The 24,113-nt window shown below is 51.5% G+C and carries 19 protein-coding genes; 2 read left to right on the top strand and 17 right to left on the bottom strand.

The annotated features are described in order from the left end of the window. Positions 1–19 precede the first annotated feature (19 nt). The gene (locus PS053_RS05890; RefSeq protein WP_000434054.1) at positions 20–766 is read left to right on the top strand and encodes a GntR family transcriptional regulator; all 747 of its coding nucleotides are present in this window, start codon (positions 20–22) and stop codon (positions 764–766) included. Here the strand turns inward: PS053_RS05890 and PS053_RS05885 are convergent. Genes PS053_RS05885 through PS053_RS05875 form a run of 3 tightly spaced genes read right to left on the bottom strand, consistent with a single transcriptional unit; the run spans position 740 to position 3,980 of the window. After that, on the bottom strand, positions 740–1,705 hold the full coding sequence (locus tag PS053_RS05885; protein WP_000092991.1) for a carbohydrate kinase family protein: 966 nt from the start codon (positions 1,703–1,705) through the stop codon (positions 740–742). The two genes, PS053_RS05890 and PS053_RS05885, sit on opposite strands and share 27 nt — an antisense overlap. Continuing rightward, a complete protein-coding gene (locus PS053_RS05880) occupies positions 1,702–2,706 on the bottom strand; it encodes an ADP-ribosylglycohydrolase family protein (protein ID WP_256879356.1) in 1,005 nt (334 codons plus the stop codon). Before PS053_RS05880 ends, PS053_RS05885 begins: the two co-directional genes overlap by 4 nt. Further along, positions 2,703–3,980 (bottom strand): nucleoside permease, encoded by a 1,278-nt coding sequence (locus PS053_RS05875; RefSeq protein ID WP_137649275.1) that lies wholly within the window; start codon positions 3,978–3,980, stop codon positions 2,703–2,705. The genes PS053_RS05880 and PS053_RS05875 overlap by 4 nt, the downstream gene beginning before the upstream one ends. Before the next feature lie 255 nt (positions 3,981–4,235). Here PS053_RS05875 and fbaB point away from each other — a divergent pair, with 255 nt between their 5' ends. After that, positions 4,236–5,288 (top strand): class I fructose-bisphosphate aldolase, encoded by a 1,053-nt coding sequence (gene fbaB / locus PS053_RS05870; protein ID WP_000129582.1) that lies wholly within the window; start codon positions 4,236–4,238, stop codon positions 5,286–5,288. Positions 5,289–5,378: 90 nt separating this feature from the next. On the opposite strand, the gene yegS is transcribed toward fbaB, so the two are convergent. The 14 genes from yegS to PS053_RS05800 form a co-directional block, all read right to left on the bottom strand. Beyond that, positions 5,379–6,278, bottom strand: a complete 900-nt coding sequence (gene yegS, locus PS053_RS05865; RefSeq protein WP_059215942.1) for a lipid kinase YegS — start codon at positions 6,276–6,278, stop codon at positions 5,379–5,381. Positions 6,279–6,616: 338 nt separating this feature from the next. Further along, entirely contained in the window at positions 6,617–7,162 is a 546-nt protein-coding gene (gene cdtC, locus PS053_RS05860; RefSeq protein ID WP_000731773.1) for a cytolethal distending toxin type II subunit CdtC, read from the bottom strand. A gap of 14 nt (positions 7,163–7,176) precedes the next feature. Then, positions 7,177–7,986, bottom strand: a complete 810-nt coding sequence (cdtB, locus tag PS053_RS05855; RefSeq protein WP_105175874.1) for a cytolethal distending toxin type II nuclease subunit CdtB — start codon at positions 7,984–7,986, stop codon at positions 7,177–7,179. Then, on the bottom strand, positions 7,983–8,759 hold the full coding sequence (gene cdtA, locus PS053_RS05850; protein WP_072179090.1) for a cytolethal distending toxin type II subunit CdtA: 777 nt from the start codon (positions 8,757–8,759) through the stop codon (positions 7,983–7,985). Before cdtA ends, cdtB begins: the two co-directional genes overlap by 4 nt. 659 nt (positions 8,760–9,418) lie before the next feature. After that, positions 9,419–10,780, bottom strand: coding sequence for a prephenate-dependent tRNA uridine(34) hydroxylase TrhP (trhP, locus tag PS053_RS05845; protein ID WP_256879355.1), 1,362 nt, complete (start codon positions 10,778–10,780; stop codon positions 9,419–9,421). Between the two features lie 147 nt (positions 10,781–10,927). Next, complete coding sequence (locus PS053_RS05840) at positions 10,928–11,260, bottom strand: YegP family protein (RefSeq protein ID WP_025238759.1); 333 nt, start codon at positions 11,258–11,260, stop codon at positions 10,928–10,930. A gap of 187 nt (positions 11,261–11,447) precedes the next feature. After that, positions 11,448–12,170, bottom strand: coding sequence for an envelope stress response regulator BaeR (baeR, locus tag PS053_RS05835; RefSeq protein WP_025238760.1), 723 nt, complete (start codon positions 12,168–12,170; stop codon positions 11,448–11,450). Further along, positions 12,167–13,570 (bottom strand): envelope stress sensor histidine kinase BaeS, encoded by a 1,404-nt coding sequence (gene baeS, locus PS053_RS05830; protein ID WP_256879354.1) that lies wholly within the window; start codon positions 13,568–13,570, stop codon positions 12,167–12,169. Before baeS ends, baeR begins: the two co-directional genes overlap by 4 nt. Further along, positions 13,567–14,973, bottom strand: a complete 1,407-nt coding sequence (gene mdtD, locus PS053_RS05825; protein WP_000137837.1) for an MFS transporter — start codon at positions 14,971–14,973, stop codon at positions 13,567–13,569. The genes baeS and mdtD overlap by 4 nt, the downstream gene beginning before the upstream one ends. Then, positions 14,974–18,051, bottom strand: coding sequence for a multidrug efflux RND transporter permease subunit MdtC (mdtC, locus tag PS053_RS05820; RefSeq protein WP_059238936.1), 3,078 nt, complete (start codon positions 18,049–18,051; stop codon positions 14,974–14,976). Further along, positions 18,052–21,174 (bottom strand): multidrug efflux RND transporter permease subunit MdtB, encoded by a 3,123-nt coding sequence (mdtB, locus tag PS053_RS05815; protein WP_256879353.1) that lies wholly within the window; start codon positions 21,172–21,174, stop codon positions 18,052–18,054. It abuts the gene before it with no gap. After that, positions 21,174–22,421, bottom strand: coding sequence for a multidrug efflux RND transporter subunit MdtA (gene mdtA / locus PS053_RS05810; RefSeq protein WP_256879352.1), 1,248 nt, complete (start codon positions 22,419–22,421; stop codon positions 21,174–21,176). The genes mdtB and mdtA overlap by 1 nt, the downstream gene beginning before the upstream one ends. A 342-nt stretch (positions 22,422–22,763) precedes the next feature. After that, positions 22,764–23,837, bottom strand: a complete 1,074-nt coding sequence (locus PS053_RS05805; RefSeq protein WP_054412160.1) for a tyrosine-type recombinase/integrase — start codon at positions 23,835–23,837, stop codon at positions 22,764–22,766. Next, a complete protein-coding gene (locus PS053_RS05800; RefSeq protein WP_001303849.1) occupies positions 23,815–24,033 on the bottom strand; it encodes an excisionase in 219 nt (72 codons plus the stop codon). The genes PS053_RS05805 and PS053_RS05800 overlap by 23 nt, the downstream gene beginning before the upstream one ends. Between the last annotated feature and the right edge of the window lie 80 nt (positions 24,034–24,113).

The raw sequence follows: 24,113 nt of genomic DNA, 5'->3' as shown, positions 1-24,113 counted from the left end.
ATCGCCTGGAAAAAGACAAATGGAACAAGCGCATACCCGGCTTATCGCCCAACTGAACGAACGTATTTTAGCGGCGGACAACACGCCGCTTTATATTAAGTTTGCTGAAACGGTGAAAAATGCCGTGCGCAGCGGGGTGCTGGAGCATGGCAATATTTTGCCCGGCGAGCGTGATTTGAGCCAGTTAACCGGCGTTTCGCGCATTACGGTACGCAAAGCAATGCAGGCGCTGGAAGAAGAGGGCGTGGTGACACGTTCGCGTGGTTACGGCACGCAAATCAACAACATCTTCGAATACTCGTTGAAAGAAGCGCGAGGTTTTTCTCAGCAGGTGGTGTTGCGCGGGAAAAAGCCCGATACGCTATGGGTTAACAAGCGAGTCGTTAAATGCCCTGAAGAGGTGGCGCAGCAACTGGCGGTCGAAGCGGGCAGTGATGTCTTTTTGTTGAAGCGTATTCGTTATGTCGATGAAGAAGCGGTATCGATTGAAGAATCGTGGGTTCCGGTGCATTTAATTCATGATGTTGATGCCATCGGTATCTCTCTCTATGACTACTTCCGCAGTCAGCATATTTACCCGCAACGTACACGTTCCCGCGTTAGCGCCCGGATGCCGGATGCTGAGTTTCAGTCACACATTCAGCTAGATAGCAAAATACCGGTGCTGGTGATCAAGCAAGTGGCGCTTGACCAACAGCAACGGCCTGTTGAGTACAGCATCAGCCACTGTCGCAGCGATCTATACGTTTTTGTGTGCGAGGAGTAGTTCCTCACGCGTTGGCGCACAATCACCGCCGTGATGCCCGACCACCCATGACGCGACAGCATTACCCAGCAGCACCGCGTCTGCCAGCGGTAAGCCGGAGGCCAACCCGGCCAGAACGCCACCTGCGTGGCTATCACCCGCACCAATCGTGTCTACGACTTGCGTCGGAAATGCCGGAATACAACCAGAAGATTGCGCACTAAAATACCACGCGCCTTCTTTGTCGAGACGCACGATCAATGGCGCGGCAAATTTTTCCTGCCATTGCTTGCCGAGCGTCGTTATATCGGTGGATAAAGCAAAACGTTCGGCGGCAATTTCAGCTTCCTGGCGATTGAGTGACACCAATGGTCGACAGGTCATGATGCGTTCAAGTAATGCATCCGGGATATCGCCAATACGCGGGCCAAAATCGATAAATGGCATCACGTCGTTCAGCCCTTCCAGCCATTCCACTAATAATTCGCCGCAGGGCGAGGCCAGTTGATAGCCGGAAAAATAGAGCAGGCTGCCAGGCGCAACGGTTAATCGTGCCAACCATTCGCGATTCCACTGATTTTCCACCCCACTGAACGACATAAACGTGCGTTCGCCATCAGGCTCAACCAGCGCCAGGCACCAGCCGTTATCGCCTTCGGCGTTATCGATGAGGCTGATTAATCCCTCTTTCGCCATCCGGTTGCGAATAATCTCCGCCCATACTCCCTGACCGAGCGGCAATGCGTTGTCTGCTTCGATGCCGAGGCGTTTTAACGCCATGGCAATATTCAGCGCGCAGCCGCCAACGTTTACGCTTTGCTGCTTCAGCTCGATATCGCACCCGCGCCAGGGCAGGGCGTAAGCGTCGGCGATCACATCAATGACCGCCGCGCCAATCACCATAACCGGCTGACGCGTCGTTAATTCAGGCAGCAGCGTGTGTAATTGAGCGCTGCTCATACTGCCTCCCGTTGTTGCCGATATTTCGCCAGCGCCGTGGCATAGCGGTTGAAATCAAGCTGATTTACCGCATCCAGTTTTGCTTTTAACGCAGGATCGATAGCGTTAACGCCATGCAACGCGCCACAAATCGCCGTCGCCATAGCACCGATGGTGTCGGTATCGCCGCCAAGATTAGCGCACAGGATGGCGCAACGGTTTGGGTCGGTTTGTGCCAGTTCAACCAGTGCAATGGCGCACGGCACGGACTCAATGGTGCTGGTGCCTGCGCCAACGACCTGATAAAGCCGTTCGCTGGCGGATTCTGTACCGTCGGCGTTGCGGACAATTTTTAGTGCAATTTCCAGACGAGCCGCCAGAGAAGCGCTGAACGTGGTGATACGTTTTTGTTGTGCATATAACGCAATCGAGGGGAGTGAGTCGACAATTGTTGACCAGTTTTCTCCGTCAATGGCACGAGAAATCGCCCATGCAATGACTACCGCGCCCGCGACCGCCAGATCGGATTTATGGGTCGGGCTGGACGCCAGCGCTACATCATCAATAAAGGAATCAATATCGCGCGCCGGAAGTAAACATCCCAGCGGAGACACTCGCATTGCCGCGCCGTTGGTCACGCCGTTGTTTTCGAGTTTGGCAACAGGTTTACCCTCACGAATGGCATTGAGGGCTATTTTTGACGTCGGCCCAAGAACGTTTTTGTTAAACGCGTCGAAGCGTTCGGCCCAGCAGAGAATATTACGCCCAATCAGATCCGGGTCGATTTCGCCTTCGCGCTCCAGCAACGCATCTGCCAGACAGAGCGCCATTGAGGTGTCGTCGGTAAATTCGGCGCAGTCAAAATAACAGGCCGCGTTATTCTCCTTTGGTCCTGGCAGAAAACGGTCAATCCAGCCAAAATGCGCTTTGACGCGGGAGCGTGGCCAAAGCTCGGAGGGCATTCCCATCGCATCCCCTAACGCCTGCCCGTAAAGAGCACCGAGAATACGTTCTGTTTTCATTTAACTTCCCCCTGTGTTAACGCAATGTCGCGATCATCGACTTTGATAGCCGTAATTTCGTTGTCGGATTCGCGGAAAAAAACCATGAACAGCACGGCAATAATGGCAATCATCATCGCACCGAAAGTCCACATCCCGGCCCAGTTAAAAGTCAGTCCATTTACCGGTTCCTGATACGCGAACATTTTCTCCATCATTACGCCGCCAAGACGGTAACCGAGCAAACTGCCGAAGCCCTGGCAGCAAAGCGTAATCAGCCCCTGTGCGGCGGTTCGCATATGCACCGGTGCTTTTTTATCGACATAGATGTAGGCGGTAACGTAGTAAAAATCGTAACTTACGCCGTGCAGCAAAATGCCGAGGAACAATAGCGCGTAAGTGAAATATTCATCCGCACTGCCGTAAATAAAGAATCCATAGCGGATCGCGGCGGTGACCAGACCAAGCAATAATACCTTTTTGATACCAAAACGTTTGGTGAAAAACGGCAATGCCAGCATAAAGAAGATTTCAGAGAACTGACCGAGCGTCATCCAGCCGGTGGCGTTTTTCATACCGACTTCGGTCAGATAACCGTTGGCAAAGATGTAGTAGAACGCCAGCGGCATTGCAAACAGGAATGAACAGAAGAAAAAGACGAGGAAGTTTTTATCACGCAGCAGGATCAACGCATCCAGGCCGAGCATAACTTTTATATCCATTTTGCCGGTGCTTTTTGGCGGCGTATCTGGCAAGAACAACGCAAAAACGCCCAGCAGTGCCGAACTTGCGGCGGTGATCAGCAGCGGAATATTGGTTGGTGAGATATCGGCATAACCCAGCATTTGCGGCAAGAAGCCACACGCCAGACCAGAAGCAATCCAGCCGATGGTACCCATCACGCGGATGCGCGGAAAATCACGCTCAACATCTGGCACATTGGCAAAGGCGATACTGTTAGTCAGTGCAATGGTCGGCATATAGGTTAGCGAGTAGGCCAGCAGTAACGGGAAGAACCCGGCAAACGTTGTCTGTTGTGCAGCGAAATACATCAGTACGGCACCAGCAAACATCAACACTGCCAGCACTTTCTGCGCCGAGAAAAAACGGTCGGTGATAGAGCCAACCAGAATCGGCGACAGGATCGCCGCAATGGCGGTACAGGCATACGACCAACCAATTTCTCCGGCACTAAAACCGCTTTTACTTAACCACAGCCACAATGGTACGAACCACGCGCCCCAGATAAACCATTCAACAAACATCATGAACGACAGCTTTGCTGTTGTTTTCATCTTTTAATTCCTTCATGACAGGTAATGTAAGGTACGCGATGACAATACCATTTAATAATACCTTTTAAATACCTTTAAGGTGAAAACTTGACCGCTATAACACTTTTCTGATGAATAGTGCCAATAGTAAACGCTGAAAAAACAGCCGAAAGATGGAAAAAATCGCGTATAGCAGCCAGGATTATGATTGTCCGCGGAAAGCGGGCCAGGACAATCCATAGCCGATATCTAATCGGAATTTACGGGAGCATAGTAATGACAGATATTGCGCAGTTGCTTGGCAAAGACGCCGACAACCTTTTACAGCATCGTTGTATGACTATTCCTTCTGACCAGCTTTATCTCCCTGGACATGACTACGTAGACCGCGTGATGATGGATAATAATCGTCCGCCAGCAGTGCTACGTAATATGCAAACTCTGTACAACACCGGGCGTCTGGCAGGAACTGGATATCTTTCTATTCTGCCCGTGGACCAGGGGGTTGAGCATTCTGCGGGGGCTTCATTTGCCGCTAATCCGCTCTATTTCGACCCGAAGAATATTGTTGAACTGGCGATTGAAGCTGGCTGCAACTGTGTGGCGTCGACCTACGGCGTGCTGGCATCAGTATCGCGGCGTTACGCGCACCGTATTCCCTTCCTCGTCAAACTCAATCACAACGAAACGTTAAGCTACCCGAATACCTATGATCAAACGCTGTATGCCAGCGTAGAACAGGCGTTCAATATGGGCGCGGTGGCGGTTGGCGCGACCATTTATTTTGGCTCGGAAGAGTCACGTCGTCAGATTGAAGAAATTTCTGCGGCCTTTGAACGTGCGCATGAGCTGGGCATGGTCACCGTGCTGTGGGCGTATCTGCGTAACTCTGCATTTAAGAAAGATGGTGTTGATTACCATGTATCCGCCGACCTGACCGGGCAGGCGAATCATCTGGCGGCGACCATTGGTGCCGACATCGTTAAACAGAAAATGGCAGAGAATAACGGCGGCTATAAAGCGATTAACTACGGTTACACCGACGATCGCGTGTACAGCAAGCTGACCAGCGAAAATCCGATTGATCTGGTGCGTTATCAGTTAGCTAACTGCTATATGGGCCGCGCAGGGTTGATAAACTCCGGTGGAGCCGCAGGTGGCGAAACTGACCTCAGCGATGCGGTACGTACTGCGGTCATCAACAAACGCGCAGGTGGCATGGGGCTGATTCTTGGACGTAAAGCGTTCAAGAAATCGATGGCCGACGGCGTGAAATTGATTAACGCCGTGCAGGACGTTTATCTCGATAGCAAAATTACTATCGCCTGATGCGAGCACTACCCCGTAGGCCGGATAAGGCGTTCACGCCGCATCCGGCAAAACTGATGCTCCCTTATTCTGGAGAGAATTAACTTTTAATTAACGCAATAATGGGCAATCTGGTGGTAATCGGCAATGCAACGCCGCCGGAAGCATTTCAATACGAAATTTTCGCCCATTCAATGGCTCGCCATCGAGATTAAAGGTGATGTCGTGCGGTGATTCTATTTCGAACCACGCCGAAGCGCCTTCGATAATATTCGGGTTTTCTTCGTCTGACTTTAATGTCGAAACAAGGGCGGGGATAATGTCGTCACCAGTGAAAATGCGTAGTTGCAATAAGCCGTCGTTAATCAGCGCATTTGGGCATAACTGCTGCCCGCCACCCGCCTGACGCCCATTACCAATGCCAATAATCAGCGCATCTCCTTGCCAGTGAAAATGTTCGCCGCGGATTTCACAACGGTCCGGTTGCAGTGTATCCATACGCATTAATCCGTGAATGATGTAAGAGACGCCACCCAGTGCGGCTTTTAATTTCTCCGGTGTTTCCGTGGTGATGCGCGTACCAAATCCGCCCGTCGCCATATTGATAAAGCAGGTTTGCTGGTTGACCTGCGCCGCATCAATCGCAACAGCATTACCGGCAATTGCCAGTTTCAGCGCCTTATCCAGTGCCTCAGGAATCCCCACGCTGGTGGCAAAATCATTCGCTGTTCCCAATGGCAAAATTCCCAGCGCGGGTATGTCATCCCTCTCACACTGAATCAACGCTGTGGAGACTTCATTAATGGTGCCATCGCCGCCACCGGCAATCACTGTCGCGACGCCCAGTTTCCGGGCTTCTTCTACAAATCGTGCAGCATCGCCTTTCTCCCAGGTGACCCGCACATGGATCGTCATTCCTTCTTCACGCAATAGCATGATAGCTTCGCGCAATGCTGCATTATCAGCGCTTTTGCCGTTAAGAATCAGTAAACTGACGGGGAAATCTGTCATGGTTGCTCGCCTTTAATCGTTGGTCTGAAGAAAGTGTAGAGCAGAAAAGAAAAGGCAGAGTCAGAACAGGATGAAAGTCGCGGTACAAAAAAATAAGCCTGCGTAAGGGGGATATAGGGCGCTACCAGTAGGGGCTTTCAACGGTACAATGCGGGTTTGAGCTAATACACATAAATGACCACTACAAATTGATGAGATCGGAACAATTCCCCGGGCTGAGTTCTCTTTAAGTGATCTACTATTCGGCGCAACTATTTAGAGTATAAGGCAAAGTAGAGGTTTAACTTATTACGATAATGCTTTTTATGTGCCCGGCAAAATGCCGGGCAATGATGGGATTAAATAATAGGCGATTCAGTATTTAATGGGTTCAACATCCACAAATGGCTCTGTGGTACAACTTCAAATGGTTTTTTGAAGTCAGCAATGCATTTTCCCGTTTCAAAACTTAATCCGCTATTTTTACTATCTAAGAAACAAAGTCCAGACAGAACGCTTTTGATTTGTACTGCCCCTGTTGTTGACGGTATGAGAGAAAACAAAGTTTTCTTATCTGTTGAATTACACGTCATTTTTAGCAGGTTCCTTCCATCAGGCGTCCCTAAACATTGGTCTGTGTTTGGCGTTCGAATCATTATCCACCCGCTTTGATCGGTAACAAGTGCTTCTTCAGGTGTTTTCACAGGGACTATTTCCCATCCAATAGTCTCTCGGCCATGCTGATCTAATCCATTATGGATCGTAAAGCCACTTTGGATATTGCGGAATGTGAATAGAGAATTGTTTTCTTTTCCTAATTCATCTATCTGATTGTTAGCTGAATCCTGTGATGAAGAGCATCCAGCTATTAGCAGCATAGTAAAAACAATTGCTAATTTTTTCATTATGATAGCCTCTTTTATCGTCTGGATACGCCAACAGGGAAATGATCTGAAGATATTTGAGTCCTTCTGGCTCCATATACAATTCCCGCTTGTAGCGGAGATGGTCTAAATGCCACAGAGTTTCCTGCTACTGCATAATCTAATGTTCGCTGGCTGGTTTGTGTTGCCACCGCTGGTGAAATAATTTCTGATGCCCTTCTTACGGGAACAGTAAGGTTCATCTCTAAATCCGCAGGTTCACGGTTGAAATCACCAAGAATCATCCAGTTAAGCGCCTGGTGTACTGGGTCTCTGCTGTCGCGGAAGAAGCTATATACTTCTTCAACAAGTTCAGGCGCGTCATTGTTTCGCGTAGCTATGGCGTGTGCAGTGAAAAATGCATCATTACCAATTCGTATGCCAAGCAATGGTCGTCCACCTTGTCTTACAGGACGAAGAACAAACACTTCATCGGCCCGCCGATTGCTAACCAGAGCAAGATTGACTCTTCCACCGAGGGCATCAACAGCGGAAAAATATATATATACTTGCTGTGGCCTGCTATTTGTCGACAAGTTCCAGATAAGCTCTCGGACGGGAATTCCTGGGGAAGGAATAACTCTACCTGTATCTACAGCCGTTGACGGCGGAGAGCCTGCCTCTTGTACAGCTAAAATGTCTACAGCATTTTCACCAGAAATTAATTGCCGGACATTTATATTCCATTTACTTTCAGTTGTAGCGGATGCACCTTGAAGATTCCAGGTCGCAACGCGAAAATCAGTTAAATCTGCTTGAGCGTAAAATGATAAAAACACTATCAGAGATATAATATATTTTTTCATTGTTCTCCTCCAGTTGAATGCTCATCCGGTTCTATTGGCTGTGGTGGAAATGGGCGTATTTCTGGCTTGGCAATAGTGGCCAGAGCCGGCCTTAATGGTTCGCTTATGGACCACATGAATTCAAAGTTTTTCTCTCCACTTGATGGGCAACGCTCCATTGTTAATGTCGTTGCGTACGGAGATGATGGTGTTCTTCCTAAAAAATTCGCTCTGATGCATAAACCTGTAGATAAAGATTTTAACTGGTAATTACCATTGCGTGTTGCCATTGGCTGGAAATCGAAACGTTCCGGTCCAAACTTGCAAGGTGCTGTAGAAAGTTGTACTCCCCCTTTAAATCCTGGGAAACTTGTCATACAGGTACCAACGTCTACATTGCGAAACTGTATCGTATTTGGCCTGGTTCCGGGCATAATCTGCCAATTACGTAGTTCCCCAAATGAATTGGAGTCGCCGATATAATACGCCCATAACGATGAACCAGCTCCGCGGCTCCACATTGTTAGAACTGAGCCATCCATATTCATTAAAGATACTGCGGGTGCGGTACCTGGTTCAGGGATAGGGATTGGCGCATTTGTGGGCAGCGCCGGTCCTGGCCCGGGCAATGGAAGTCCGGGCTCATCGGGGGAAGGAACGGTTGGTCCTCCTTCCACTTGAGGAGGGAAAACTTTGGGGTCAAGATAAGCTTTATTTTTTCCTGATGAGCAACCATTTAATAAAATGGGGATCAAGATTCCAGCTATAAAAATAGGTGTACGTTTGTTAGCCATTATTATGGTCCTATTTATGATAAAGATAGTAGAAATTAATGGAAGAATAAAAGAATTACATTGGGACTCTCCTTTTTATTAGTGCCTTAGTTGTTTGGGTGTCCTTGTTGCTTTGTGTGATTGTTTCGAGGTGTATTGTTTTTGATGTTACATTTGAAGTTATGCATTAATTGATAAAACTAAATGAAAGTATATAGTTTTAATAGCAATTCCTTTTGAAACAAAAGCAGTCAATACCGTATTTTTATTTAATATTATTGTGTGGTTTTTTATTTAATCGTTTTTGTAATTTATAAGCTTACTGCGAACTCAAAGCGTGATTGATATAAATCATGAATTTACAAATGATGAACTACAGGTCAATTGTCAATTTTTATTTATGTGATCTTTGTTGTAATTTGTTAATGGTGTTGTTGTTATTGTGTGTTTTATGTGTTAAGTACCCCGGAATTTATTGCTATGATTGTCTGGCTGCATGAATTACGCGTAAAAAATAAGCCCGTGTAAGGGAGATTACACAGGCTAAGGAGGTGGTTCCTGGTACAGCTAGCATTTTATGGGTTATGTTTTTCAGCGAAACGGATGATAACCATAATAAATGCAGCTGTATGTGATCGGTTTCTAAGAATTTTCCATCCGGGAAAAATAATCGAAATTAATTACTTACCGTGCGGATTACGCGTGGTTTCCCCGGAGAAATTACGCATCAACAGCGCGTAATTCAGCTCAAGATCCTGCGGTACTGGGAGCCACACAGTATAACCATCGCCAGGTGCGACCGGCATTGCTTCACCTTTGGCGTTTTCCATGTGCTCAAGGGTAAAGTTAATGTTGCCTTGTGGCGTCATCAGCTCAAGGCTGTCGCCAACGGAGAATTTATTTTTCACTGCTACAGCAGCAAAGTTGCCTTTGCGTTCACCGGTAAACTCACCAACAAACTGTTGGCGATCAGAAACCGAATAACCGTATTCATAGTTCTGATAATCGTCGTGAGTATGCCGACGCAGGAATCCTTCGGTGTAACCACGATGCGCCAGACCTTCCAGTGTTTCCAGCAGGCTGGTATCGAACGGTTTGCCCGCCGCCGCATCATCAATCGCTTTACGATAAACCTGCGCGGTACGGGCACAATAGTAGAAAGATTTGGTACGACCTTCGATTTTCAGCGAATGTACGCCCATTTTAGTCAGGCGCTCAACGTGGGCGATGGCGCGCAGGTCTTTCGAGTTCATGATGTAAGTGCCGTGTTCATCTTCGAACGCGGTCATATATTCGCCCGGACGCTGGGCTTCTTCGATCATAAACACTTTATCAGTTGGCGCGCCGATCCCCAGCGTCGGTTCAACGTTTTGCACCGGAATCGGTTCGTACTTGTGTACGATGTTGCCGACTTCATCTTCTTTGCCTTCCTGTACGTTGTACTCCCAGCGGCAGGCGTTAGTGCAGGTGCCCTGGTTCGGGTCGCGTTTGTTGATATAGCCAGAGAGCAGGCAGCGACCGGAGTAGGCCATGCACAATGCGCCGTGAACGAAGATCTCAAGCTCCATATCCGGCACCTGATTACGGATCTCTTCAATCTCTTCCAGCGACAGCTCGCGAGAGAGGATCACGCGGGTCAGGCCCATTTGCTGCCAGAATTTCACCGTTGCCCAGTTCACGGCGTTAGCCTGTACTGAGAGGTGGATCGGCATTTCAGGGAAGTGCTCACGCACCAGCATAATCAGCCCCGGATCGGACATAATCAGCGCATCCGGCCCCATTTCCACCACCGGTTTCAGGTCACGGATAAAAGTTTTCAGCTTGGCGTTGTGCGGTGCAATATTGACCACGACATAAAACTTTTTCCCCAGAGCGTGTGCTTCATTGATGCCGAGCTGGAGATTTTCATGGTTGAATTCATTATTGCGCACGCGCAGGGAGTAACGCGGCTGGCCCGCATAAACAGCATCTGCGCCATAAGCGAAAGCGTAACGCATATTTTTCAGCGTTCCCGCCGGGGAAAGGAGTTCCGGTTTAAACATAATTCTCTCGTTCTGATGACAGGTCAGATCCGCTTCACCTGATGAAGCGGTTAGGGGAGTGCCCCCACTTTAAGGGCGGGCATTGTAGCGCTGTAGGGGGGATCTGGTAAAGCGCCGGACGCCAACAACCCACGCCCGGCATAACAATTAGGTATTGTCTTTCACTGTCTGGCTGGCGCCATTGGCTTTAACAGAGGCAATTCCGGTTTCACGAGATTGCGCGGTGGCGTACATCTGGCTGGTGCCGATAATCTGATGATTGGCGGCTTTCAGATTGAAATAAAACTTGCCGTTGCTCGCCGTTTTTTTCTCATAGCGTTCGTCCTGCGAGCTATTGCTGCGTACTGAAGCGATCCCCTTTTCCGCAGAGGCTTTTGAGGTATACAGCTCACTGGTGAGAATAATCTCGCCATTGCCTGCTTTTAGTACAAACCGAAACTGATTATCACTGCTTTTACTGAGTTCAAACCAACCAGCCATAATGACTCCTTGATTGAAATTGCGTATCGAAAATAGCATCTAAAGGTACTGTTTACCGATTAAAGTATGAGTGATTTTCAGGTGGTTGCCAGTAAGGAGAAAATGTCAGGTTGCTGGCAATGTGCGAATACTAATGCCGGAGGCGGCGTGAACACCTTCTCCGGCTTACAGGCTAATGACGCAAAAACTAAACGATGCGGCAGGCGTCGGCTTCCCAACGGTAGCCGACGCCATAAACGGCGCGAATAAATGACTGTTCGACGTCGAGAGATTCCAGCTTGCGGCGCAGGTTTTTAATGTGGCTGTCGATGGTACGGTCGGTTACCACGCGGTAGTCGTCATAAAGATGGTTCAGCAACTGCTCGCGGGAGAACACTTTTCCTGGTTCATGAGAGAGCGTTTTCAGCAGACGAAATTCTGCAGGCGTCAGGTCAAGCATTTTGCCGCGCCATGAAGCCTGAAACCGACCTTCGTCGATAATCAACGGGCTTTCGGCATCTTGTTGCTGCAACTCGCGCTGCGGTTTGCAGCGACGCAAAATGGTTTTAACGCGCGCCACCACTTCCCGCGGACTGTACGGTTTACAGATGTAATCATCAGCACCAATTTCCAGCCCCAGCAAGCGGTCTATCTCTTCGATTTTTGCCGTTACCATTATGATTGGGACATCGGAAAAACGACGAATTTCCCGGCATAGCGTCAGTCCATCGGTGCCTGGCAGCATCAGATCCAACAGGATCAGATCCGGCGGCGTCTGGCGCATGTACGGCAATACCTGATCGCCGTGGCTGATAAGTGTTGGCGCGTAGCTCGCGGCACGCAGATAATCAATGAGCAACTGCCCCAGCTTGGGTTCATCTTCCACGATTAAAATGCGTGGCGTGTTTTCGTCGATGGGTAACTCGGTCATGCTTCTCCCTGTAAATCTCGTTCCAGCGGTAGCTCTACTGTAATGCTTACCCCGCCAAAAGGCGAATGGGCGGCAACAATGCGGCCATTATGCGCTTCAACAATATTCAGGCAAATTGCCAGCCCCAGCCCGGAACCGCCGCTGGCACGGTTGCGGGAACCTTCTGTGCGATAAAAACGTTCAAACAATTTTTGCAGTTGATCGTCACTGACGCCCGGCGCGCTGTCGGCAAAGGTCAGGCGCACCGTTTTATCGTGCTGTTCTGCGGAGATTTGCAGGCTGCCGCCGCTGTCGGTGTAGCGCAGGCTGTTTTCCAGTAAGTTATTGAATAACTGCATTAAACGGTCGCGATCGCCAAATACGGTAATGCTGTCTGGCAGCGAAAATTGCAGTTTCAGGCCACGACTGGCGAAGCGTTCGCGAAACGCGCCGCCCACGACTTCCAGCAGAGGGATCAAATCTACCGGTGCTTTTTGATAGGCGAGAGCGCCTTCATCAGACATCGACAACTGATGGAGATCGTCAACCAGTTTGGTCAGTGTACCGACCTCCGCCTGTAAAGACGCCACCGTCTCCGGCGTGAATTTACGCACGCCATCCTGGATAGCTTCCAGTTCACCGCGCAGTACCGCTAAAGGTGTGCGCAGTTCGTGAGAAATATCGGCCATAAAATCGCGGCGCATTTGCTGGTTTTTCTCCAGTGTGCTGGCGAGCTGGTTGAAGTCCTGCGCCAGCCTGCCCAGTTCATCTTCGCTGGTGGGTGTTACGCGAGTAGTAAAATCGCCTGCCGCCAGTTTGTGCGTACCATCCACCAGTCGTTTCACCGGGGCCAGCAAACCGCGCGCCAGTGGGAATGTCGCCAGCGCCGCCAGTAAGGTAGATAAAGCCACAATCAGCCAACTGGTTTGCCGCTGTTGTCTATCGAAATTGATATCGGTATTGCGGGTCAGTCGTTCAACAGGGGAGGCGATCACCGCGCCAACGTCTACACCATTGACCATAATCGGTCGCCGCGTGCCGTCCGGTGGAACAGGCGCTCGCGGACCAACCAGCACTTTATTGTTTTGATCAACCACCCAGAACTGCGTGCGCCAACCGTGCGGCGGCATGCCGGGGCCGGGTTTATCTTCGTTGTTATCGTGCTCCAGCGAACGTAGGATCTGAAACACAAAGCGATCATTATTACGCAGGAAACGCCAGTTACCATGCTGAGCGTACTGCTCACCCAGCGCGTCGCCGAGCATTTGCAGCCGTTGTTCGTTACCATGCTTGATGTAATCAATAAAACCACGCTCAAAACTGATGCGCACCGCCCAATGCATCGTGATTAGCAAGACAATGCAGGTGGCGAAGATTGCCAGAAACAGTTTGCCGGTAATACCGGGCCGCCAGAACTTCATTGCGCGCTCCTTTTTCGCCGTGAAATAGCCACATTTTGATGCGTATCATTCGGAACTCTGGCAAAGACGAGTGCCGGAAGGGCGATGATAAACGCCATGCTAAGCCAGGTGTACATAAAGACGGTTTGTGTGGCGCCGCTGGCATGCTGCGAACCAAAAAATCCCAGTAAAAGCCCGGCAATGGTGACGCCGATACTCATCGACAATTGCATAATCATCGACAGCAGGCTGTTGCCGCTGCTCGCCAGCCTGTCCGGCAGATCCTTCAGCGTCAGGGTATTCATGGATGAGAAACGGGTCGAGTTGACCATCCCTTGTAAAAACAGGACGAACGGCAAAATGTAGTACCAGCCGAGCAGAGCGGTAGTCATAAACAGTAGGGTGACCAGCGACAGGCCCAGCGTGGTTGCCACCAGCACTCGACGGTAACCAAACCGATTCACTACCTGTACTACAATTCGCTTCATCCCCATGCTGCCGAGCACCATCGGGATCATCATCAATCCGGCGTGAAACGGCGAAAAGCCGAGGCCAATCTGTAGGAAAACGGGGGTCATAAAAGGTAGCATGCCGCTGCCGACACGTCCGGCGAAGCTCCCCGCCAGGCCCAGCGAAAAGGTACGAGTGTGGAACAGTTTCAGACTGAATAGCGCGCGGTGATTGTTTCTGGCATGTAGCAGATAAAGCACAATGGCTAGCACGCCCACAGCCACCAGCACGGTGATGGCTAGCGGCGACAGCCCGGTGCCTTTACTGCCATCCAGCGCCAGCGTTAGTACCGCCATGCCGACCGCCAGCAACAGAAAGCCGGAGAGATCGAAGCGCCGTGTCTGCATGGTGTAGTTCGGCATCAACATCAGTGTAGCGATCGCGCCGATAATCCCTACCGGAATGTTGATCAAAAAGATCCAGTGCCACGATGCGTATTCTACCAGCAGGCCGCCGAGTGCCGGGCCGAGCAGCGGACCAATCTGACCGGGCAGCGTGACAAAAGTCATCGCCGCCATATATTGTTCGCGCGGAACAATTTTCATCACCGTTAACCTGCCGACCGGCACCATCATCGCGCCGCCGACGCCCTGTAACGCGCGCGCCAGCAACAGTTCGTTCAGCGTGCCGGAAAGCGCGCAAAACAGCGAACCGAGAGTAAACAGAACAATGGCTGTGAAGAAAATATTACGCACGCCAACTTTGTCTGCCAGCCAGCCGCTGGCAGGCAGCATCACCGCCACGGTCAGCACATAAGAGACAATGACCATGTGCATATGTAGCGGACTTTCCCCCAGGCTTTGCGCCATTGAGGGAAGCGCGGTGTTAACGATAGTGGTATCCAGCGACTGCATAAAGAAGCCGAAAGCCACAATCCACAGTTGCCAGCGGGTGCTGTCGGGAAGTTCTGTCATTTACTCGGTTACCGTTTCTTTAGGTTTACGCGAAAAACGCAGTCGCAGACGGTCGAAAAAGAGATACACCACCGGCGTGGTATACAGCGTCAGGAGCTGGCTCATCACCAGACCGCCGACAATGGTGATCCCCAACGGTTGGCGCAGTTCTGAGCCGTCGCCACCTGACAAGACCAGCGGTAATGCGCCAAACAGTGCTGCCAGCGTGGTCATCATGATCGGGCGAAAACGCAACAGACAGGCCTGGAAAATAGCTTCCTGTGGTGTCAGATTCCCGTGTCGTTGAGCTTCAAGCGCAAAATCGACCATCATAATGGCATTTTTCTTCACGATGCCGATTAATAGCATGATCCCTATCAGGGCGATTAGGCTGAACGGGGCATTGAACAGTTCCAGCGCCAGCAACGCCCCGACGCCCGCCGAGGGCAGGGTGGAGAGAATGGTCAGTGGATGCACGTAACTCTCGTAAAGTATACCCAGTACGATATATACCGTGGCGATGGCGGCGATAATCAGGATCACCTGTGAGTTCATCGTCTCCTGAAACACCTGCGCCGTTCCGGCAAAACTGCCGCGCACGCTGGAAGGTACGCCAAGTTGCGTCATTGCACGGTCGATTGCTGTGCTGGCCTCAGAAAGCGATTTTCCGGTTGGCAAGTTGAACGAGATGGTTGAGGCCGCCGACAATCCCTGATGATTCACCGACAGTGGGGCGTTCGCCGGTTGCCATTTAGCGAAATACGACAAGGGGATTGCTTTGCCTTCTTTATTGATAACGAACATCTTTTCCAGAGCACTGATGTCCTGGGTATAGCGTGGATCGACTTCCATTACCACCTGATATTGGTTCATCGGCTGGTAAATGGTCGAGATTTGTCGCTGACCGAAGGCGTTATTTAACAGGCTGTTGGCGGCCTGCACGTCAATTCCTAGCCGCGCCATGGTGTCGCGATCGTAAATAAGGTTCATCTCCGCGCCATTATCTTCCTGATCGGAGTTAACATCAGCCAGTTCTGGCAATGTTGCCAGTTTTTTGCGGATTTTCGGCTCCCATTCACGTAGCGCCGCCAGATCGTCGGACAATAATGTGTACTGGTAGCTGGCGTTAGCCTGACGTCCGCCAACGCGAATATCTTGTACTGCCATCAGGAACAGATTCGCTCCTGGTTCTTTCGCCAGTTTTTTACGCAAGCGGTCGATAATCTGTTGGGCCGTTTCGCTCCGCTCGCCGCGTGGTTTAAGAGTGATAAACATCATCCCGCTGTTCACCCGCGAACCGCCGGTAAAGCCAGTGACATTATCCACCGCCGGATCGTCACGGATAATTTTCATGAAGTCCTGCAACTTGCCGCGCATCGCCTGAAACGAAATACTCTGATCCGCCTGTATCCCGCCCATCAGCACCCCTGTGTCTTGTTCCGGGAAAAAGGTTTTCGGGATCGAGATATACAGCCAGATATTCAGCGCAATGGTGCCAAGCAGCACCACGCCCACCAGACGGGTATGATTGAGCACCCATTTCAGCGACTTACCGTAGCCTTGTTGCAGGGCAACCAGCATCCGACCAAAACCACGCAGTCGCGTTTGTTCGCGCGGTTTACTGGCTTTCAGCATCCAGCCGCACATCATCGGCGTCAGCGTCAGGGAAACCAGCAACGAAATACCAATGGCGACAGAAAGTGTCACGGCAAACTCGCGTAACAGGCGCCCCGGCAATCCGCCCATTAACAGTAACGGCAGGAACACGGCAACCAGCGACAGGCTCATTGACAGCACTGTAAAGCCGACTTCACGAGTGCCCTGTAGCGCGGCTTGTAGCGGTTTCATCCCCGCCTCCAGATGACGGGCAATATTTTCCAGCACCACGATGGCATCATCCACCACAAAGCCGGTGGCAATGGTGAGCGCCATTAACGACAGGTTATTGAGACTGAAACCGCACAGGTACATCGCCGCAAATGTACCAATCAGCGAAACGGGCACTGCAACGGCGGGAATAATGGTGGCGCGACCCGAACGCAGGAACAAAAACACCACCAGAATCACCAGCGCCACCGAGATAATCAGCGTTTGCTCAACCTCTTCCAGCGACGCGCGGATAGTAGGGGAGCGATCCTGGGCAATTTGCAGATCAATTGCGGCCGGGATGGTGGACTGTAATTCCGGCAGACGGGCGCGGATGCTGTCTACCGTCTGGATAATATTGGCTTCCGGCAGTTTGCGGATCATCAGCAAAATGGCCGGTTTGGCGTTGGTCATCCCGGCGTTACGCACATCCTGCACTGAGTCGATCACCGTTGCCACATCGCCAAGACGAACCGCGCCGCCGTTGTTGTAGTGAATAATCAGCGGCTGATATTCGGCGGCGGTTTTCAGTTCGTCATTGGTCTGGATTTGCCAGCGGTGAGTGCCATCTTCCAGCGCCCCCTGCGGCTTACGCACGTTGGCATTACTGATGGCAGTGCGTACGTCGTCCAGCGACACGCCCTGATTAAACAGTGCCTGCGGGTTCAGCCCGACGCGCACCGCAGGAAGTGAGCTACCGCCGACATCGACATCACCGACACCGTCGATTTGCGAAATCGTCGGGGCCAGTTGTGTTGAGGCGAAATCGTACAACTCCCCCTGTGAATAAGTATCGGACGTCAGCGTCAGGATCATAATCGGCGCATCCGACGGGTTTGCTTTGCGATAGGTCGGACGGCTGGGCATCCCGCTGGGCAACAGACTTTGTGCGGCGTTGATTGCCGCCTGCACATCACGCGCCGCACCGTTGATATCCCGGTCAAAATCAAACTGCAAAATAATACGCGTGCTGCCAAGTGAACTGCTGGAGGTCATTTCACTGACCCCGGCAATGCGCCCCAGCGAGCGTTCCAGCGGTGTGGCGACGGAAGATGCCATTGTCTCCGGCGATGCACCGGGCAGCGAGGCGCTGACCATAATCACCGGAAAATCGACCTGCGGCAGCGGGGCGACAGGCAGCATACGGAAACCCAGTATGCCGCACAGGGTAATGGCGACCGACAATAAAATCGTCGCCACCGGGCGGTAAATGAAGAGGGCAAAAAACTTCACTTACGCCTCCTCTTCATGACGGGCAAAGCGGCTTTTGGTCCACAATGCCAGACGGTCGAACAACAGATAAATCACCGGCGTGGTAAACAGCGTCAACACCTGGCTGACAACCAGACCACCGACCATGCCAATGCCTAACGGACGACGCAGTTCTGCGCCGACCCCGGTACTTAACATCAGCGGCAACGCGCCAAGCAGTGCCGCCAGAGTGGTCATCAGGATTGGACGAAAACGGAGCAGACAAGCCTGGTAGATAGCATCACGCGGCGACATGCCTTGCTCACGCTCGGCAGCCAGCGCGAAGTCGATCATCATGATGGCGTTTTTCTTCACGATACCGATCAGCAAAATAATGCCGATAATGGCGATCACATCCAGTTCGCTACCGGCAATCAGTAACGCCAGCAGTGCGCCGACACCTGCCGTGGGTAGCGTTGAGAGAATGGTGATCGGGTGAATAAAGCTTTCGTACAGAATACCCAGCACGATATACATCGCCACCACCGCTGCGACAATCAGCCAGACCGTGCTGCCCAGCGCCGACTGGAAGGCGAGGGTACTGCCCTGGAACTGCGTGGTGATATCTACCGGTAGATTCAGCGTTTTCTCAGTGTCAATAATTGCCTGTACAGCATCGCCCAGTGAATAGTTATCCGGCACGTTAAAGGAGATGGTCGTTACCGGAAACTGATCCAGATGGTTGATGGAGAGCGGCGCAAAACGCTGCTCAATTTTGGCTATTGAGCTTAGCGGCACCACGCCGCCGTCGCTGCTGGTCAGGCGAATGGTATCCAGCGCCGCCAGCCCTGGCGTATTTTCCGTGTTGTGCTCCAGCACCACGCGATACTGGTTGGCCTGAGTATAAATCGTGGAAATCAGCCGCTGACCAAATGCGTTGTACAGAGCGTTATCGACGTCCGCCATGCTGATCCCCAGACGGCTGGCGCTGTCTCTGTCAACATTGACATACGCCACCAGACCTTTGTCCTGCCAGTCGCTGGAAACATCAGAGAGTTGCGGCAGTTGCTGGAGTTTTTCCATGAGTTGCGGCACCCAGGTGCTGAGCGCATCCAGTGACGTAGCCTGCAAGGTAAACTGGTACTGCGTGCGGCTGACCTGAGTATCAATAGTCAGATCCTGCGTCGGCTGCAAGAAGAGATCGACGCCCGGTACTTTATCAACCGCTGTTTGTAGCCGGGCAATCACTTTTTGTACCCGATCATCACGTTCATCCAGTGGTTTGAGGTTGATCTGCAAACGTGCACTGTTCAGCGATGGGTTCGTGCCATCAACACCCACAAATGAGGTCAGGCTTTGTACCGCTGGATCCTGCAATATTATGTCCGCGACCTGACGTTGACGCTGGGCCATATTGGCAAAGGAACTGGATTGCGGCGCCTGCAACGTACCCTGAATAATGCCGTTGTCCTGTACCGGGAAGAAGCCCTTCGGAATGAACAGCCATAACAGTACGCTAAGCAGCAGCGTGCTGAGCGCCACGCTTAAGGTCAGCCACGGATGATTCAGCACCTTTGCCAGTCCGCGACCATAGGCGGCGATAATCCTGTCGAACATTTTTTCCGAGGCGCGGGAGAAGCGGTTTTGTTTACGCAATGACTCCTGGCTGAGCATCCGTGCACACATCATCGGTGTCAGGGTGAGTGACACTACGGCTGAGATCAAAATCGCTACCGCCAGAGTAATGGCAAATTCGCGGAACAGTCGCCCGACGATATCGCCCATAAACAGCAGCGGGATCAGTACCGCAATCAGCGAGAAGGTCAGTGAGATAATGGTAAAGCCGATTTCACCTGCCCCCTTGAGTGCCGCTGCCAGCGGTTTTTCGCCTTTTTCGATATAGCGGGAAATATTCTCGATCACCACGATGGCGTCATCGACCACAAATCCGGTGGCGATGGTTAGTGCCATCAGCGTCAGGTTATTGATTGAAAAATCGAGAAACACCATGACCGCGAAGGTGCCGATTAACGACAAAGGCACTGCAACGCCAGGAATGATGGTGGCCGGAATATTGCGTAAAAACAGGTAGATAATCATTACCACCAGCGCGATAGCCAGCATCAGTTCAAACTGGGTATCGTCAACTGAAGCGCGGATATTGGTGGTTCGGTCAGAAAGTACCGTCACCTTCACCGATTTCGGCAGACTCTCGGTAAGCTGTGGCAGCATCTGGCGAATACTGTCGGCGGTGGAGATAATGTTAGCCCCTGGTTGGCGCTGAACATTCATCACGATGGCCTGTTCTTTGTTAGCCCATGCGCCGAGCCAGCTATTTTCTGCCCCTTGCTCTACAGTGGCGACATCGCCCAGACGAATCGGCGCGCCGTTCTGGTAGGCGATGATTAGCTGGCGGTACTCTTCGGCGGATTGCATCTGGTCGTTAGCGGAAAGCGTGACCGCGCGGGAAGGGCCGTCGAGGCTACCTTTCGCTGAGTTAACGTTCGCGCCGGTAATGGCGGTGCGCACGGTTTCGCTGGTTAGCCCGAGGGCGGCAATCGCCTGGGCGTTAAGTTTGACGCGAACAGCCGGACGCTGACCGCCGGAAAGTGTCACCAGCCCGACGCCGGAAATCTGCGAGATTTTCTGCGCGACGCGGGTTTCCACCATATCTTCCACCTGAGTCATCGGCATGGCGGTTGAGGTGACAGCGAGCGTCATGATCGGCGGATCTGCCGGGTTTACCTTGCTGTAAACCGGCGGGTTAGGCAGATCGCTCGGCAACAAGTTGGTCGCAGCGTTAATCGCGGCCTGCACTTCCTGCTCAGCGACATCCAGCGGTAATGTTAGCTGGAATTGCAAGGTGATAACTGACGCGCCGCCGGAACTTTGCGATGACATCTGTTTCAGGCCAGACATCTGCCCAAATTGGCGTTCGAGCGGCGCAGTAACGGCGGAGGTCATGACATCCGGGCTGGCGCCAGGGTAGAGCGTGACCACCTGAATGGTCGGATAGTCCACTTCCGGCAGCGCCGAAACGGGAAGGGCGCGATATCCGATAATCCCGGCGAGTAAGATCGCCACCATCAGCAGCGTGGTGGCAACAGGACGCATAATAAACAGGCGCGACGGACCACCTGTGCTGCTCGGGGGTAACACCTGCATCAGGAACGCGCTCCTTTTTTCGCGTATTCGCGGCTGGTGGCTTTCTCTTCCGGTGCAGTGGCGCTCTGAGCTTCCACCACTTCCACTTTCGCTCCTTCAGTCAGGCGATCAATGCCGTCCGTCACTACGCGATCGCCCGCAGAAATACCTGCGCGGATCACCACTTTCTGACTGTCCTGAATGCCCGGCGTCACCAGATGTTTGCTGACCTTGTTTTCGCTATTCAGCACCCAGACAAAATGGCCTTCATTGCCCATTTGCAGGGCGGCGGTGGGGATCACCACGGCGTTTTGTTCGGTGTCGACTAACATACGCGCGTTAACAAACTGATTGGGAAACAGCGCATCATCCTGATTATTAAAGCGTGCTTTCACTTTAATCGTACCGGTAGTGGCATCGATTTGGTTATCGAGACTTAACAGCGTGCCTTCACTTAATTTCTTCGAGTTGGTGCGATCCCAGGCTTCTACCACCAGCGGTTTTCCGGTTTTTTGCGCCTGCACAACGGTAGCGATATCGCTTTCCGGCAGGGTAAAGACTAAATCGATAGGATGCGTCTGGGTGATCACCACAATCCCGGTGGTATCACCACTGGAGATTTGGTTACCAACATCAACCTGCTTGAGACCAACGCGACCATCGACTGGTGCGGTGATGCGGCTCCAGTCGAGTTGCAGCTGTGCGCTGGCGACGCTTGCTTCATCAGCCTTAATGGTGCCTTCGGTTTCACTGACCAGCGCTTGTTGGGCATCCAGTTCCTGACGAGATACGAGATTGGTTTTTACCAGTTGTTGATAACGCGCCAGGTCACGGCGGGCGTTGGCAAGCGTGGCTTTATCTTTTGCCAGTTGGCCCTGGGCTTGAGCTAATGCAACTTTGAACTGGCTGGGGTCAATTTCTGCCAGTAAATCACCTGCTTTGACCTGCTGACCTTCCTGGAAATGCAACGCCATCAGTTGACCGTCCACGCGGCTGCGCACCGTAACAGTATTAGCGGCGGTAATAGTGCCAAGCCCGGTGAGATAACGCGGCACTGCCTGTTCAACGGCAGTTGCAGCCTGAACCGGGGCTAATGGGCCGGAACGCATCCCACGACGACCACCTGCGGGTGGCTGCTGTGCTTGTTTTGCCGCACCTGGCGCTGCACTCTGGGGTTCATTGCGGCCTTGCCAGAACCAGAATGCGGCGATGGCGGCGATAACCACCACGATTACGATTACCCAACGGGATTTATAACTGCCTTTCATCGTTAAGAGTTTCTCTTCCTGAACGTTTCGCGCAATGTTACTAGTGTAGCCAGCTAATAAGGGAGAAAAATGGAGGAATTATGAAACACTGTCGGGAATCGTCTGAATGGCGGCACACTTTGCGAGCACGTATCCAGAAATGACACAGGAAATTATTTTATCCGCAAGTCAGCGGTAGACTGCATACATGGTGACAGGAGGTAAGCCGATGATTTCAGCGGGACGCTGAAACGGGAAAGCCCCTCCCGAGGAAGGGGCCTTAAATAAGGTAAGTTGCATATTTAAAATCTCTTTAATTATCAATAAATTACAGTGTACAGGTCATTATTGATCAAAATAAAATCATTTGTTGATTTCAATTTTGTCCCATTCTCTCCCTCGGCTGTCCCTATACCGCGCCGCCATTGAATCTGATTTATGCCCGAGAAGACGTTGAGCAAACTTATCGCCAATCTGATTCCGGTATAGCCTCGCCGACAGGCTACGCAGTTCATGGAATGTTGGCGGGTCTCCATCAAATGAGAGTCCAGATGCATTTCTCGCCTTTGTAAAATACTTAGATACTGTTTTCGGGGAAAGCGGTTCGTGATGCGTTGATGCAATTATTGTTTCACTGCCGCTGGCCTCCCTGCATTTCTGTAGTGTATCAGCCAATGAAATATTGAGCGCGTCAATCGTTAGCGTCAGCGGAATGGCGAGCTTAGCCCCTGTTTTACCCTGTTCAATGTGAAGATGGTTGTCGTTTATGTCTGACCATTTCATTTTGCACAAATCGCCGACTCTCTGACCTGTAACGACGGCCAAATCCATCGCAAGCCTCAGCCAGATTGGGAGAGGTTCGGCTGCATGGTGAATTGCGACATACTCATTAGCTGTCAGCCTTGAGCGCCTTACTTCTGACTTTGCTGTGCGGGTTGCTGTTACCGGATTCGTAGCCACATGCCCCTCGGCTATTGCCTCACGAAAAACGTCAACAAGGGTTGACCTGATTAATTTTGCGGAAGCCGCTTTACCTTCTGCTACGTAGGTGTTTAGCATTGCTGCCACCTCTTTCGTTGATATGTCTGCGAGCGGTTTGTCCGGCAATTTTCTTCGGATTGCCCTGATTTTGCTGGCGTAGTCGAGTAGAGTTTTCGGCCTGATACCCCTCTCGCTGAGGATTGTTTCATATCGGTCAAGCCACGCATGAAGAGTGATTGCGTCAGCGCCTTTAATTCTGTCTATCAGTGACTCACGCCTGTTCCCGGATAGCAACTCAATATTGGCCTGTATAGCTTCAGTGATTGCTATACGTCTGTCTCGGCCTAATCCGAACTCTTTACCCGTCCTTGGGTCCCTGTAGCAGTAATATCCATTGTTTCTTATATAAAGATTAGGGGGTAAATCCCGGCGCTCATGACTTCGCCTTCTTCCCATTTCTGATCCTCTTCAAAAGGCTACCTGTTACTGGTCGATTTAAGTCAACCTTTACCGCTGATTCGTGGAACAGATACTCTCTTCCATCCTTAACCGGAGGAGGGAATATCCTGCACTCGCGTACCCATCGACGAACTGTTTCAAGGCTTCTTGGGCGTCGCTGGCGTGCGTTCCACTCCTGAAGTGTCAAGTACATCGCAAAGTCTCCGCAATTACACGCAAGAAAAGCCGCATTGATGCGGCAATGGTAGGTCTGGATATCTTGAGAAATGAACA

The organism is Escherichia albertii, from assembly GCF_028622335.1.
GTDB classification, from domain to species: domain Bacteria; phylum Pseudomonadota; class Gammaproteobacteria; order Enterobacterales; family Enterobacteriaceae; genus Escherichia; species Escherichia albertii.
Note: the sequence above shows the minus strand (reverse complement) of the source record. Positions and strands in the feature narration are given on the sequence as shown.

What these genes read in the sequence shown, in the direction of transcription:
- cdtB (WP_105175874.1), bottom strand. Translation starts at nt 7,986, where the DNA reads ATGAAAAAATATATTATATCTCTGATAGTGTTTTTATCATTTTACGCT.
- PS053_RS05800 (WP_001303849.1), bottom strand. Translation starts at nt 24,033, where the DNA reads ATGTACTTGACACTTCAGGAGTGGAACGCACGCCAGCGACGCCCAAGA.
- PS053_RS05840 (WP_025238759.1), bottom strand. Translation starts at nt 11,260, where the DNA reads ATGGCTGGTTGGTTTGAACTCAGTAAAAGCAGTGATAATCAGTTTCGG.
- cdtC (WP_000731773.1), bottom strand. Translation starts at nt 7,162, where the DNA reads ATGAAAAAATTAGCAATTGTTTTTACTATGCTGCTAATAGCTGGATGC.
- PS053_RS05880 (WP_256879356.1), bottom strand. Translation starts at nt 2,706, where the DNA reads ATGAAAACAGAACGTATTCTCGGTGCTCTTTACGGGCAGGCGTTAGGG.
- mdtD (WP_000137837.1), bottom strand. Translation starts at nt 14,973, where the DNA reads ATGACAGAACTTCCCGACAGCACCCGCTGGCAACTGTGGATTGTGGCT.
- baeS (WP_256879354.1), bottom strand. Translation starts at nt 13,570, where the DNA reads ATGAAGTTCTGGCGGCCCGGTATTACCGGCAAACTGTTTCTGGCAATC.
- PS053_RS05875 (WP_137649275.1), bottom strand. Translation starts at nt 3,980, where the DNA reads ATGAAAACAACAGCAAAGCTGTCGTTCATGATGTTTGTTGAATGGTTT.
- mdtB (WP_256879353.1), bottom strand. Translation starts at nt 21,174, where the DNA reads ATGCAGGTGTTACCCCCGAGCAGCACAGGTGGTCCGTCGCGCCTGTTT.
- baeR (WP_025238760.1), bottom strand. Translation starts at nt 12,170, where the DNA reads ATGACCGAGTTACCCATCGACGAAAACACGCCACGCATTTTAATCGTG.
- mdtA (WP_256879352.1), bottom strand. Translation starts at nt 22,421, where the DNA reads ATGAAAGGCAGTTATAAATCCCGTTGGGTAATCGTAATCGTGGTGGTT.
- cdtA (WP_072179090.1), bottom strand. Translation starts at nt 8,759, where the DNA reads ATGGCTAACAAACGTACACCTATTTTTATAGCTGGAATCTTGATCCCC.
- yegS (WP_059215942.1), bottom strand. Translation starts at nt 6,278, where the DNA reads ATGACAGATTTCCCCGTCAGTTTACTGATTCTTAACGGCAAAAGCGCT.
- PS053_RS05890 (WP_000434054.1), top strand. Translation starts at nt 20, where the DNA reads ATGGAACAAGCGCATACCCGGCTTATCGCCCAACTGAACGAACGTATT.
- PS053_RS05805 (WP_054412160.1), bottom strand. Translation starts at nt 23,837, where the DNA reads ATGGGAAGAAGGCGAAGTCATGAGCGCCGGGATTTACCCCCTAATCTT.
- PS053_RS05885 (WP_000092991.1), bottom strand. Translation starts at nt 1,705, where the DNA reads ATGAGCAGCGCTCAATTACACACGCTGCTGCCTGAATTAACGACGCGT.
- trhP (WP_256879355.1), bottom strand. Translation starts at nt 10,780, where the DNA reads ATGTTTAAACCGGAACTCCTTTCCCCGGCGGGAACGCTGAAAAATATG.
- fbaB (WP_000129582.1), top strand. Translation starts at nt 4,236, where the DNA reads ATGACAGATATTGCGCAGTTGCTTGGCAAAGACGCCGACAACCTTTTA.